The organism is Oscillospiraceae bacterium, from assembly GCA_031265355.1.
In the GTDB taxonomy this organism is placed as follows: domain Bacteria; phylum Bacillota; class Clostridia; order Oscillospirales; family UBA929; genus JAIRTA01.
Map to the genome: position 1 here is coordinate 1 of JAISCT010000014.1, position 13,937 is coordinate 13,937.

General features: G+C 59.4%; 10 protein-coding genes. All 10 read right to left on the reverse strand.

The window, feature by feature from the left end; genetic code table 11:
- The coding region (locus LBK75_01680) for a hypothetical protein (GenBank protein MDR1157006.1) at positions 1–180 on the reverse strand (180 nt) is incomplete at its 3' end.
- A gap of 59 nt (positions 181–239) precedes the next feature.
- A complete protein-coding gene (locus LBK75_01685) occupies positions 240–2,816 on the reverse strand; it encodes a protein kinase (protein ID MDR1157007.1) in 2,577 nt (858 codons plus the stop codon).
- Between the two features lie 101 nt (positions 2,817–2,917).
- Positions 2,918–3,688: a serine/threonine-protein phosphatase gene (locus LBK75_01690; protein ID MDR1157008.1), complete on the reverse strand. Its 771-nt coding sequence runs from the start codon at positions 3,686–3,688 to the stop codon at positions 2,918–2,920.
- A gap of 99 nt (positions 3,689–3,787) precedes the next feature.
- Positions 3,788–5,431 carry a DUF6382 domain-containing protein gene (locus LBK75_01695; protein MDR1157009.1) on the reverse strand — a complete coding sequence of 548 codons (1,644 nt, stop codon included), beginning with the start codon at positions 5,429–5,431 and terminating at the stop codon, positions 3,788–3,790.
- 11 nt (positions 5,432–5,442) lie between these two features.
- Positions 5,443–6,735, reverse strand: a complete 1,293-nt coding sequence (locus LBK75_01700) for a WG repeat-containing protein (GenBank protein MDR1157010.1) — start codon at positions 6,733–6,735, stop codon at positions 5,443–5,445.
- A 31-nt stretch (positions 6,736–6,766) separates the two neighbouring features.
- A complete protein-coding gene (locus LBK75_01705; GenBank protein MDR1157011.1) occupies positions 6,767–7,432 on the reverse strand; it encodes an A24 family peptidase in 666 nt (221 codons plus the stop codon).
- Positions 7,433–7,600: 168 nt separating this feature from the next.
- Positions 7,601–10,129 carry a hypothetical protein gene (locus LBK75_01710; GenBank protein ID MDR1157012.1) on the reverse strand — a complete coding sequence of 843 codons (2,529 nt, stop codon included), beginning with the start codon at positions 10,127–10,129 and terminating at the stop codon, positions 7,601–7,603.
- Positions 10,130–10,303: 174 nt separating this feature from the next.
- On the reverse strand, positions 10,304–11,722 hold the full coding sequence (locus LBK75_01715; GenBank protein MDR1157013.1) for a hypothetical protein: 1,419 nt from the start codon (positions 11,720–11,722) through the stop codon (positions 10,304–10,306).
- A 102-nt stretch (positions 11,723–11,824) separates the two neighbouring features.
- Positions 11,825–12,532, reverse strand: a complete 708-nt coding sequence (locus LBK75_01720) for a hypothetical protein (protein MDR1157014.1) — start codon at positions 12,530–12,532, stop codon at positions 11,825–11,827.
- Between the two features lie 13 nt (positions 12,533–12,545).
- The coding region (locus LBK75_01725; protein ID MDR1157015.1) for a DUF5702 domain-containing protein at positions 12,546–13,937 on the reverse strand (1,392 nt) is incomplete at its 5' end.

The following is a 13,937-nucleotide window of genomic DNA, read 5'->3' on the forward strand; positions in this document are numbered from 1 at the left end:
CCCCCAGGTATACACGATCCCGTCTTTCACCAGCACCGAGTGCGTCATGCCGCCCGCCACCGGTACACGGCGCTGGGCCACGTTGATGGCCCCGGCCGCCGGCGCGCCCAGCGCAAACAACCCCGCCGTCAGCGCCAGCGTCAGCACCGCGGCCGTCCCTCTCCGTACTCTCGTTCTCATCAAAAACACCTCAATCCCCGCGCGGCCCGGCCGCGCGGTATTTTCTCGCATTTATCTCTCTACCCGACGGTGACGACGCACCGCCCGCTCCGGCCGCCGCAGCTGGCCGTGATGTATACCGTGCCCGCGCCGAGAGCCGTCACGTTGCCGTCACGGTCGACGGAGGCCACCGAGGTGTTGGCGCTCGACCAGGTCACGGTTTTGTCGGCGGCGTCGGCAGGGGCGACCGCGGCCGTCAGGCGAACCCGCCCGCCCACATCCAGCAGCGCCGACCCGGGCGACACCGTCACCCCGCTCACCGGGACGACCGGCGGCGGCGTGGGTGTGGGCGCCGGCGCGGGCTTGGCGGGCGGCGCGGGCTTCGGCGTGGGCTTCGGCGTCGGTGCCGCCGCCGGCGCGGGCAGCGCGGGCGTAGGACTCGGGGCCGGCGTGGGTGTCGGTTCCGGCACGCCGCGCACCTCCGGGATATGGGCCACCGCGGACCAGTCCGTCACCGGATTGCCGCTCGCCTCCAACGTCTGCAGCGCTGTCAGCGGCGCCAGCGGGGATAGGTCCTCGATCTCATTGTCGCTGATGTCCAAATATTCAAGTCGGGACAGCATGCGCACAAATTCCAAATTGATCAATCCGTTGCCGCTCACATCGAGCCGGGCCAGCCCGAACATGGACGCGACAAAGGAGATGTCCTCGAGACCGCAGTCGGACAATTCCAGCTCTTTCAACGTTTTGATCGTCTCAAGCGGACTGAGGTCCCCCAACGTCTGCCCGGTCAGCGCCAGCGCCTCCAGGTGCGGCATGCGCAGCAAGTCGACGAAGGATTCCGCCGGACCGCCGCTCACCCGCAACTCAGTGACACTCGCCAGATCCTCCGGCCGAATCTCTCCCGTGCTCTTCTCCAACGCGGCGCGGACAGCCGACTCCACCGTCTTGTCCTCAAATACCACGGCGGCGGGCCTCTCCGGCGCGGCGGACGGCGGGGAAACGGCAGGCGACGGTGAGACGACGGCGGTCCGCATCGCCGGCTGCCGCGTCTCTTCCGACACGGGGGATGTCACCGGCACCTCGACCTGCGGCATCACTGTGGCCGCCGTCAGAGCGGGAAGGACAACAAACACAAACAGGCACGCGAGTCCGGCTGCCGCCGCGCCGCCCACGGCCGCAATGAGCCCCTGTGGCCGCCGCCGTGCAGCTCGCCTCGCCGGCACGGACACAGACCCCTCGGCCGGCGCTTGTTCTTCCGGGCTCGGCGCGTAGTACGCCGGCGTTTGGGCCTCCGGGCTCGGCGCGTAGTATACCGGCGCTTGGACCTCCGGACTCGGCGCGCAGTATGCCGATGTTTGGACCTCCGGACTCGGCGCATAGTATACCGGCGCTTGGACCTCCGGTGCATAGCCGGCTGGCGTTTGAACAGGCTGCTGTGCGTACGCGGCCGACACGGGCGGCGGCGCGGCCGCTGGCGGCGATACGGGCGACGCATACGGCACAGCGGGCGGCGACGCATAACTCGGGGCATAGGGAACCGGAGTGGGCGGCGATACGGAGACGCCGGCGGAGGTGAGCAGCACTGTCTCCGCGCCCATCACACCGCCGCGGGACACGGTCTCCTCGGTGATGTATCCGCCGCTCTCGGTGAAGTGAATGTGATCCACCACCTGCCGCCCGGCCTGTCCGCTCACGGCGGGATCCGACAGATTGAGCAGGACGGACTGCTGCTGTTTCGCGGACAGCGAGAGCCGGTATGCGTACAGCGCTTCCCGCATCTGAACAGCGCTCTGCCACCGTTCGCTCGGCGTGAAGGCGCACGTCCGCAACACAATCTCCGCCAGCGGCCCGTCGGCAAAGGCGGGCGGCGGCAGGGGTTCCCCGCGCAGACGCATCTCCTGCGCGTTGTTGTATTCAAAGTGCGTGACCGGCGCGGGCAGCGGCGGGAGGAAGGGCGCGCGACCCCCGTTGAGCAGCCGATAGAGCACCAACCCCAGCGAATAGATGTCGATCCGGTAGTCCCCTTTTTCCTGCCGCGTCAGTTCCGGCGCCATGAACATCACAGTCCCCCGGGCCGACATCCGTGTAGCCGACTCGTTGAGGGTCCTGACGATTCCAAAATCTCCCAACTTGTAGTCGCCGTCACTGTTGATGAAGATGTTCTCCGGCTTCACATCCCGGTGGACGAGTTTGCGCTTTTGCAGCACGGCCAACGCATTGCCGATGTCCTCGCCTATCGAGAGCACGTCAATCAGCATGAGCGGCTTACAGCGCATGTACTCGTTCAGGTTTGTGAGGCATTCCATTTTGATATAGATGTCATACCCCGGGACATTTTCCTTCTGGATGATCTTGTGGTCGTCGTAGGAGACAAAATTGGTGTGCCCTCTCAGTTCGACGTTCACATTGATCTCCGTGATGAATGTCTCGAGCACCTGAGAGCAATAGGCGCGGAGCGTCGCGTCGTCGGAAGCCAGTCCCTCGGAGAAGATGTCCTCCACCTGATTCGCTCCGCCGGGGATGGAGATGTGCTTGATGGCCGCATAATAGGTGCCGCCGTACTCCTGCTTGGCCACCAAGTATACCTTCCCGTACGTCCCTTGTCCGAGCAGGCGCACAAAGCGCCAGCCATCCCACGGACACACAAACTGCATCTGTCTGGAAATGATGATCACATCCTCACCGGAGGGACCGCCGCGCGGCGCCCCTTCATGAAATCTCTTTTATCTTAATTACCCTCTGTAGCATCGCCGTCTCAATATGTGCGGATCAGCACCACCGAGATGTTGTCCCGCTCGCGCCGCTGCATGTTCAGCCCAATCAGATACTCCGCGTTGTGTTTCATCGCGGCGGTGTGATCCAGCGCCGCCGGATTGAAACATGTGAAAATCTCTTCCGGGGTGATCTCGTTGCGAAATCCGTCCGTACAGAGCATGTAGACACAGTCGCGCCGCGTCGCGCCGAAGAACAGATCCGCCTGCACCACCCGTGAGGCGCCCACGCACTGTAACAGGATATTCCGCCTGGGATCACAGCGCGCTTCCTCGTCCGAGAGGCGCCCCTGCCGCGCTTCCTGCGCCGCCACCGTCTGATCCTCCGTTAACTGCCGGACGCTTTCCCCGTCGATCTCATAGGCCCGGGTATCGCCGACATTTAAAATATAGTAGCGCTCGTCCGTCAGCAGCGCGGCGGTGACCGTGGTGCCCAGTTTGATGCCGTGAAGACGACCGTATTCCATGATCTTCCTGTTCTCCCGCGCAATGATCTTCTCCCACTCCGCTCGGATCTGCTCGTCCCACAGAGGCGCGTGGCAGATCCGCCGGAAGTCGTTGTCCAGCCACCGGATAAACGCGTGCACCATCGTGGCACTCGCGAGCTCTCCGTGGGAAAGCCCCCCCATGCCGTCGCACAGCACGGAAAACATCATCGCGCCCCGCGGCGTCTCGACAATCTTCACCACAAAACTGTCTTGGTTCGTATCCTTCGCGAGACCGATATCGGTGCTGGCGGACACGATAAAATTCATACTCTCACCCATCTTGCCCGCGGTATTTCGGTTCTAATTCGTTGTATTTTCATTAAATATTACAAATAGTTTTATTCTGTCGACGGTTTAGAGGAACCATCAATACAACCGGAATTCAAATTCCTCGTTGGCCAGCCGGACTCGGGCGCCGTGCGGCAGCTTGACCTCCACATTGCTCGCGATCATCACATCGTTCAAAAAGGTGTGGTTTTTGGAATTTGTGTCCACGATAAAAACTTCGCCGCCGCGCATGATCACGTTGAGATGGCTCCGGCTGACGGCTGAATTGTCCCGGATCGTGTAGTCCGCATAGTTTTTCTCCTTGCCAATCTTGAAGAGCGGTTTCGTGAGATAAATCTTCTCTTGGGTCTTCAACCGGAACAGATGCGGCGCGCTCCCGGGCATGGGCGCGCCCTCTTCCAGCAGCGTCGTTCCCTCCGAGACCAGCGGGTCCATAGAAAACAGTGACGGGGCGTCGTAGTCGCCGACGGCCTGCGACGGCGGCCACGGAGGCGGCATGGGCCGAAGCACCGGCCGTTGCACCAAAGGCCGATCGGCGGGCGCCGGCGGCGGGAGGGACGTCGGACCGGCGGGCCTCATCAGCGGGAGCATAGACGGCGGGGGCGGCGCAGCCATCGCCGGCGGCGGCATGGGCGGCGCGCCGGAAAGCGGCATCTCCATCCCGGGGGCGGCGGGCGCGCCCTTTTGGGGCTTGACTTTCTTGCTCTTTTTCCCTTTCTTGTCGTCGGTGTTCGGGTTCTTGCTAAAGAGTCTCCACTTGCTCTCCTTCTTCTCCCGGCCGGGCTTTCCTCCCGCCGGCGCCGGCGGGAGCGCCGCACTGTTCGGCATCGCGAGGCCCGGCGGCAACTGAACGCCGACGACCTGCCGGGACACACCCGGCGACGGCGGCATCGGGAGCGGCATCGCCGCCGCCGGATGGGCGGCGCCCGGGAAGGCGGCCGGCCTCGGCGCGCCCGCGCTCAGCGGCGGCACAGGAACCGGCGACGGCGGGGGTGATGGCATGGACAACGGCGGCAGAGGCGCGGGCATCGCCATCGACACCGGCGCCGCCTGCAGGGGGGCGCTCTCCAAAAACACCGGACCCTCCGCCGGTCCCGCCGGTGGAGGCGGGCTCATGATCACCTGCGTCTGCGTGGTGGACACATAGATCAGCGAGTCGATCTTCTTTTTGAAATCGGGCAGCAAAAACACCGCGACGCTGTTCAAATAATTGATGATCTGCGCGACATAATCGCAGTTTTCCGACTGGTCAAACTGTGTATTGAACATGATATCTTTGAAGAAGGCGACCAGATTTATCGCGCCCGTTTCGCGTCTCACAGGCAGGCAGATCAGGGACACCTCACAGGTGGAGACGTCGGTGTAGATGTTGTCCACATCGAACAGGAAGGTTTCGCTCTCCAGCATGTACTCCTCGGCGGAGGCCAGGGCGGCGGCGATGTTGGAAAAGACGCCGAGCAGGCGTTTTTTGTTGACCTGCCCCCCCAAAAAGTGCCGCAGGGAGATCTTCGAAGAGATGTTGTACTTGAGGATTCGAGCGTCGTCGATCTGCGTAAACAGCACGGGACTCAGCCCCGGGATCCTCGTATTGGTGATCATCCCGAAGGTAAAGGTATCGATGGTCTCGCTGTCCTCCAGCCGGCATATCAAATAGGTGTTCACACCCTGTGTCTCAAACCCCAATTTCATCCTGTCCACCCCTTCCGCGCCAGTTTTTGGCATGTCAACGACCCCTACGGGCGGCTTGTCAGTTTGATGTAACGCCAGACACCGCCGATTTTGACTGGGCAAAGGCCGTTGTCTGAGAAACATTTGGCGTCCATAAACATGCTGTTGATCACCACGCTGTCCGCCTTCGAGATGAAACTCCACCCGTCCTCGATCTTCACCGCGGCAAGTCCGCTGCCAAACGAGCGGGCCTCCTCGTACTCCTCACTGGGCTCGATAACAATCGCGCCGTCCCTGTCCACAAACCCCCACTTGCCGTCTCTCTTCACCGCGGCCCATGTGTCCGTGAAAAAGGGCATCGCGTCCTCAAACCACTCTTGCCCCATCCGTTTGCCCGATGAATCTACCAAAATATACCATCCGTCCATCTTGACGAAGATCCGACCCTGACGGCTGCAGTAGTTATATTCGTCGATCTTGACGTCCTGATAGGGACCGCCAATCTGTGTGCCCGCGGCGTCGATCAGCGTCCATTGGTCCCCATTGCGGACGGCGGCCACCCCGTCGGCAAAGGAAGTGGCCTGGTCGTAGGAGGCCAGCACCGGTTGAAAGATGCTGTTCACATAGACATACCGCCCGTCTTTGACTGCGGCCGCCCGGTTCTCGCTCATCGCCCACAGCCGCTCATACGGCTCGTCGGAGGCCAGGTATTTGAGTCCCTCCTTGTCAACGAAGTACGAACGTCCGTCCACCGTGACGCCGCCCGTTGCCGTGAAGTCGGACGCCGTGTCGAAGAACTGCGGCATGACCGGCGTCAGGTTCTCATTCAGATACCGGGACCTGCCCTTCACCCGCACCACGGCGTACGGCCCGCTGAAACAGTTTGCCTCCTCGTAGCTCTCCCCGACGAGCGTATATCGGTAGGCGCACCACAGATAGAGCTGCGTCAGTCTGTCTGTCCGCACGCCGGCCTTCGAGGCGTCTGTGACCGTGGTCACGCAGTCGGTGTACCGCTCCACCTCGTAGTAGTGGTTCGCCAATATCTCGTACCCGGCCGCCTCTTTGGGGAATTTGACCACGATCCCCTCCAGGGTGTTCTGGTACTGCTTGGACCGCCCCATCCGGCGGTACGCTTCCGCCAGCAATTGATTGTGAGCCAGCGTATCCTCCAGCTCGATCACCCGCTCGTAGCAGGCGACGGCCGCGCCGTACGCCTCCAGCCCCATCTGCTGCTCCGCGACGGACAGGTACTGCGCAATCTCAGCGCTGCTGTCCTCCGGCCGGGTAGCGCCGAGCCCAGCCACCCAACCGACGAGCGCAACCAGCACAACCGCAAGGGGTATCAAAAATTTTTTCAACTTCGTTCCCTGCCCTCTTCGCCCCAAATCGTCACAGCCCCAGGAAAACGCTGACCAGCATACTAAACAGGGTGAACGGCCCGATGGGAAGCATCGTCTTGCGGTCCATCTTCTTGCGCGCCATCATCACAACGCCGTAGCCCGCCACCAGCGCGACCGTATACAAGATAACATAGAAAACTCCGTCCCACCCGAGGAGCAGCCCCAAAACACCGAATAGTTTGACGTCGCCCATCCCCATACCGCCCTTGGTCACGAGCAGGCACAACACAAACACGCCCGCGCCCAGCAGCAGACCGCCGCCGGCCGCTTTCAGCACATCGACCGCCTCGTAGCGAAGCACAAATACATCCACGGCGAAAAAAACCGCAAACAGTCCGAGACCCGCCGCAATGAGCGTGTTGGGGATGATGTGCTTTTTGTAGTCCATGTACGCGATGGGGATCAGCCACTCGCATACGCAGAGGAGTTTCACCGCGTACGGCACGCCGCTGTCATAACAAAAATGGGAGACCAAGAACGCCGCCTCCGCCAGCGGCACGGCGCACAGCAGCGCGACAACGGCGTTTTTCCGCCGCACGATGGCGCCGCACTTCCGCCCCAGGGAACCATCCTCCCGGAGAACCTCCCTGTTGTTATAGAGCAGCACCGCCGCAGCCGCTACCAGCACCACGGGCGCCGACACCCAAGCCTCCACCGTCTTTCATCCTCTCATAACGTGGGTTGCACCTGCAACCCACAACACAAATTCTTGTTTTTGTTGCCGCTTCGCGGCAACAAGGTACTAATCTTTCGGGGGCGGTTCCCCGCAAAATCCTCCGGGCACGGGTACACGGTTCTCCCCTGCGCCGATGCGCCCGTCCTCTTACGGCGCAGCCATCGGAAGCGTCTCTTGGTCGCACAAGGGGGTATCCGTCTCATCCCACACAAACGCCGCGACTTGGCCGCCCGCGAACTGCTCTTTGTCGAAGGCAATGCTGAGTGCCTCGACGCCGCCGGACAGTGTGAATGTCTTTTGCTCGATCTGGGCGAGCGTGCCCGTCGCGCTGTACAGCGTGACGATGAGCCGCGCCGTCCCCGACGCCGCCGCATGGCCGAAACGGGCTGTCGCGCCGGTCGCCGTCTCGGTGAGCGTCAGTCCGGGCGCCGGCGGCGGCGCCTCCCGGTCGGTGGTGACATCGAGGCCGGGACCGGCCGGGGACGCCAAGTGGGTGGCGGTCTCCGCCTGTCGGGCGTAGAAGGCATACGCCGTGTCGGGCGCGAGCCCCCCGAAGACGGGGCTGTCTTGCCACGCGCCGTCCGTACCCAGACGGTACTGGAAGGGACCGGCGCCCGCGGGCGCTGTCAGCGTGACGCTGTCTGTCGTCCTGCCGCCCTCGCCCGGCGCGCCCGGCGCGCTCTGCGGGGCCTTCGCCACGACGGTTCCGTTGGTTGACAGGACGCTGCCGGCGTAATGGGCCGCGCTGACTTCCACGTTGAGCACCGCGCCCACGTCAGCCTCAGTCAGGTTGTATGTACTGCCGGCCGCGCCGGCTACGGCCGTCCCGTTTCGATACCACTGGTGGGTGAGCGCGCCAAGGTCCGGCTGCGTCAGCCCGGCAGTATCGACGGTCAGCGTCTCTCCAAACATATGACTGCCGCCGACGGCGACAGCACCTGTCAATGTCTCTTTTTCGGTGGTGACGGCCTGCGCCGTAGACGCTGCGCTCTCGTTGTAATTGCTGTCGCCGGCGTACCGTACCTCCAACGCATAGACCGTGTTGGCAGCCAGACCGGCGACGCCGGCGTCGTTGTCATACACTGCCCAGGCGCCGTAGTCACCCCCGGCGGGTTGGAGCCGATATTCGAGGAGACCGTAGGCAACCGGGTACGCATTGGTAATCCGGAAACCCGATGTGGTCACATCGCCGGCCACTGGTTGGTCCGGAGTCGGCGAGGCAGCCTTGCCGACGGTGAAACCGGCCGTCCACTCGCCGGTATACGCGGGGTCGTCATCCAGCGTCACCAAAACGGTGTAGCTGCCTGCATTCGTCGGCGGCTCGGCGCCGGCGTAATCACCGCCGTTGTTGGCCGTACCGGTGTACCATGCCGTCAAAGTGGCGACGGTGGGCGTCCCGCCGCCGAAGCTTACCGATCCGCCGTAACCGGGATGGGGGACGCCGTTGTACACGCTGTCCGCAATGGCGAGCCCCTCCAGCGTGACGACCTGCTTGCCCGGCGCCGTCACCGTCACAGGCAGGGGGATGAACCCGGTGTTGTCGCCGCGCGCATAAGAGACGCCGCCGCCCTGCTGCGCGTCCTCGGCCCACACCGCCGCCGCCCCGGAAGCCGGCAGCGTGTGGATATCGGTCGCCGCGCCCTCGGTGTATACGGCGCCGTCCGCACCGCTCCAGCGGATCACAAGTCCGGTCCCGTCCTCCGCCGGCGTCCATGCGTTGGGGACTACAACCTCTGCGGACATCTCCCCCCGACCAAACACCAGCCCGCCGGTCATCGTAAAGCTGCCGTCATGGACAAACACCCCGCCGCCGTAGCCGACGACCACGTTGCCGGAGATCTCCCCGCTGTCCACGGCAAGGCTGCCGCCCAAGACGTACACCCCGCCGCCATTGCCACTGATGACTGTGTTGCCGGAGATGCCGCCGCCGCTCACGCGGCCAGTGGTATAGGCATACACCCCGCCGCCGCCGTCCGTGGCCGTGTTGCCGGATATATGCCCGCCGCCCATCTCAAAGCTGCTCGCGGAACCGCCGACATACGCACCGCCGCCGTAACTGGCCGCATTGCCAGTGATATCTCCGCCGGTCATCGTAAAGGCGCCGGCACTGGCCACTCCGCCGCCAACGCCGCCAACGACCGTATTGCCGGAGATCTCTCCGCCGGTCATCGTAAAGCTGCTGTTGCCGCCCGAGACGTACACCCCGCCGCCGTAGCCCGAGACGTTGTCCTTCAAAACCGCGCCGTCCTGCAGCGTCAGCGCGCCCTCCTCCACACGCACCAGCGAGGCGCTGTTCGCGCTGTACGCGTCCTTCGCCCCGTCCAGCGTGATATCCTCCAAGATCAGCGCCGCGTCGGAATCGACGTAGACCAAATAAACGTCGGCGGCGGCGCGCTTGAGTGTGCCGCCCGTGAGCGTCAGGGCGTAGTCCGCGTTGCTGACGGTGAGGAGCGCAGTCATGTCAATGCTGCCGCTCACCTCGATGGTTGTGTCCGCGGCGGCATCGCTGTTGAAGGCGTTGACGGCCGCCTGTAAGCCGGCAAAGTCCGTCACCGCCGCCGCTGCCAACGGCTGTATCTCCGTTTCGTTCTCCGCCATCGCCGGCGATATCACCCCCAACACAAAACATACCGCCAAGAGCAGAAGCAAGGTTTTGCTTGTCCGTTTGGTTTGCATAAAACAACACTTCCTTTTCCATTTTCCCAGTTTCTGTGTTCCGTAAAATCCTCCAGGTACGGGTGAACACAGTTCGCCCTTACACCGACGCGCAAAGACAGTTCTGTTTTCTTGTTGACCGTGGACACACGCCGCCACTCCAGCTTTGTCGAACCTCCAAACAGCCGCCGGGGCTCAGGCGGCCTCCTCGGCCGGCGTCTCGTCCGGTTTCGCGTTGCCGCCGCCCCGGGCGATGCGGTAGGATACCGTGACCCCGTCGGCATCGGCGCTCGAATTGTAGACGTTCGCCTTCGCATTCAACTCCCGCAGCAACGCCGTCTCCACCTCGGGCGGGGCGTCCTCCGGGATGATCACAAGGCACTCCACATTTTTATGTCGACCCTGATCGACGGTCACTTTGCCGCCGCCCTCCATGGGAATCTCCGTTGTGTTTTCAATTTTTTCCAACTTATCTAAGAATCTTCCGTTTATTTGTCCCGCACTGTACGCTGCTCTGAATCCGGATGCATTGTTGTAGCTATTGCTAAAAACATTGATCGAAATACAATGGTAGAATGTGTTGGTGTTTTCGTCATACGCATAGGGCGTCTGTATGCCCTGCGCGGTGACGATGCCTGTGCCTGCGTGCGTCTCTTTGAGCATGTTTTTGAAGAACATCCCCCTATCGATGTTGCCGAGTTTCCAGATGGAGTCCTCCGACGACCCGCTCGGCGGCGGGGAGGCGGGCGCCGGCGCGGGGACGATGGTTTCGTCGCCGCCCAACCAGCCTCGTGTGGAGGCGCTCTGGACAAACTGGAGCTTGACCGGCCCGACGAAGGGGAGCTTGATGACCTCCAATTCATACGCGATGACAAGATTCACATCCAACGGAGCGTCCTTTGAAAAGAGCGTGGACATGTTGAAATTCAGAGCGCCCAACCCTTCTTTGAGCCCCATGGCCTTCAGATACAGGTCCGCGTCCGTTTTTTGATCGTCGGCATAACGACCGTTGCCGATGTGCCGCGTGACCAGGGCCCGCGCGAGCGGCGCGGCGATCAGATGAGACTTTGCCTCGTCCATGCCGCCTGAGATGCCCATCGCCGCCAGACTCTTGACGAAGTCCATCGGGTTTGAGACGATGCCGTCCACTTGGTCGCCAAGCGCTTTGATCGAGTCGGAGATATTGTAGACATTGGTCTTGGCATTTTCGTAATTGTCCTTGAGTGTCTGATACGTGTCCAGCACATCCGTCGGCGTTTCGACGCCACCGATGGCCTCGCCTGAACTGCCGATCAGATTGTAGATGCTCTCGACGCCGGCAATGGATGTGTCGGCGTTTTTGATCATGCCCGTCACCGTCTCATCAGCGGATCCGCCCGCCGCGCGCATATCCCGGTCCAGCGAGTACAGACCCGTCACTTCATAGAAGTATGAATACTGCGACATCTCCAGCGCGGAGACATTGAGGGCGTGATTGATGGCCGACTGCACGCGGCAGATGTTGATGAGCGAGAGCAGCATAACCATCACCGAGGTAAAAAACACCATAGACAGCGAGGCTTCCACAGTGATGGATCCCCGCTCCCTCCCAAGCAGGCCGTTCCTCTTTTTCATGCCGATGCTCCTCCTTTGCCCCACACCTCCGACACATATCTGGCGTGCATCTCGTTCAATAGAATCTCTCAATTGTAGCGAACAGCAATCGAAATTGGGAGATCAATCCTCTTCTCCCTCCGGCTCGTCTTCGAAGGTCAGAATAATTCGGTCGACCAGGTCGGTCAGTTCTTCCATGTACCCATGGTCTTTGCTGATATCCGTTGCCCATATCAACATCGGGCGTTTGGAGCCCATGATGGCGTAGCCTACTACCGTGCATTCACGGAAGTCATCTTCTGCCATCGTATACACCAAGTCTCCGGTAAATCTAGTCGCTTCACATCCATCCACAGTGATCGTCTCTCCGGCCTCATAAGTTGCTTCCGCCACCGTCTCCAATGGCATTCCTCTTTCTAGAAGACTCTTCACTTTATATGGGATCATTTCTGTGATGATGTCCTCTGTGGTTTTAATATTCTCAATTTTGATATTGTCTTTATCCGTTGTGTTAACAATATCTCCATCAAAATACTTTGAAAATACCATACACCTATCTACATCTCTAAGTAAATATTCGTATCCATTCGAAGAATGCATACCTCTCCATTTGAATTTTAACTTATACCCTGTCCTCTCATCTTTGAATTTCTGTGTCAAATCCATTGTCAATGGATTTTCTACTGCATCGGTCTCTGTTTGGCCATTTGTAGTGGTAGCAGTATTCGAAGATGAGGGTATAACATCTTCATTCCTATCATTTTGTGGCCCACATGCCAGACATACGATTGCCAACGCCAAAGACAAAACAACAACAAAAACCTTTTTCACATTCGTTTCCTCCTTAATAGCCTGCGATGGTCTTATATTCATACTCCCAATAGTTGATTGGCTTTTTTGTCGAATCACTCGCTCCTTTTACAAAAATTTGATTGGACATCAGCAACGCTTTTACATTGATGTTCACCTTCAACTCCACATAACTGTAGGCCTTATTCATCCTAAACTGATCTCCCTTAGCATGGGCCGGACTCCCTGCCCGGCCATAGTGAGACGCATATTCTTTCATGCCAGATCCAAGATTCAATTGAACTACATCGGCAATACGCAGCATTGTATCGTCGGAACCACCGCAGGCCAGTTTCAAAAATAAAAATAACCTCAAATAATCTTTATAAGAAAATTTAAAAATTGTATCCGTCGAGCTGGACGTTTCTCCGCCAGTGTTTTTAGTGCCCTCGATGGTCGTGGTCTTTGTGGGGAAATATGAATCGAGCAGTTCCGATGTTTTTTGAGACAACTTTTCACTGACATCGTCTAAAATCTTCTCGCCTTTTGTTTGTACAAGATCTTTTAACTTGTCAGTAGCATTACCGATGAAAGAATTAACTTTAGAAGATATCGCATTTGTTGCCACAGTAGTATACTCCGTGACCGCTGATCCAATTTTATCTTGTAAATCTTTAAACATTGTCGCATCAATTTCAAGACCACCGGTCGCATCAGAGATGTTTTTTGCCGCAGTCTCTAAGTGCGGATATATTTTCTCTGTAATTTTATCTTTGACTTCCAATTTTAGAGCCATCAACGTCTCTTTAATATTTTCTTCACCGCTAAAATCTTCGATATATTGATCCAATGCGGCATCAACTTCAGATTCTAATGATTCTTTACTCAACATACCACTTCCTGTTGTTGTAAATAATGTGATAAATTTCATTTCAATCTTGTCTGTAGCAATTTGTGCCATCGTAGTCGCAGCAGTATTCAGCGTGTTGTTCACTGCGGCCTCAAACTCAAAATCAATCGTATTCTTCAAATCATTTACTGTCCCAGTAGTCCATTCCCCTGCATCATCGATTGCCTGTTGTAACCCTCCAAGCATCTCCGTCCCCCTTCTTTCCACCGCTTCTTTAATTTTATCCACCGCTTCTTCCTTCAACTTATCAATCAATCCTTCAAGAGAACAATGCCATGTATCCTTCGTTTTCAGCAGCGGTACTTTTTCTCCGTCCATCAAATCTGACAGATCGATCGTCGACTCGGCCAGCGACAGGGCCAGCTTTATGACCACCTGCGCCAGTTGGTAGGGGAACATACCGCAGGTGGCTGCCTGAATGGCCATGGCCGGCGGGAGCGTTTGGGCATCGATCTTCTTATCCGTCAATGCATAAATGCTGTTAAACAAAAAGCGAATGGCAAAAATATACTGCTTTGCCGTCGCCACGTTGCTCTC

What these genes read in the sequence shown, in the direction of transcription:
- LBK75_01685 (MDR1157007.1), bottom strand. Translation starts at nt 2,816, where the DNA reads ATGCAGTTTGTGTGTCCGTGGGATGGCTGGCGCTTTGTGCGCCTGCTC.
- LBK75_01690 (MDR1157008.1), bottom strand. Translation starts at nt 3,688, where the DNA reads ATGAATTTTATCGTGTCCGCCAGCACCGATATCGGTCTCGCGAAGGAT.
- LBK75_01695 (MDR1157009.1), bottom strand. Translation starts at nt 5,431, where the DNA reads ATGCCAAAAACTGGCGCGGAAGGGGTGGACAGGATGAAATTGGGGTTT.
- LBK75_01710 (MDR1157012.1), bottom strand. Translation starts at nt 10,129, where the DNA reads ATGCAAACCAAACGGACAAGCAAAACCTTGCTTCTGCTCTTGGCGGTA.
- LBK75_01715 (MDR1157013.1), bottom strand. Translation starts at nt 11,722, where the DNA reads ATGAAAAAGAGGAACGGCCTGCTTGGGAGGGAGCGGGGATCCATCACT.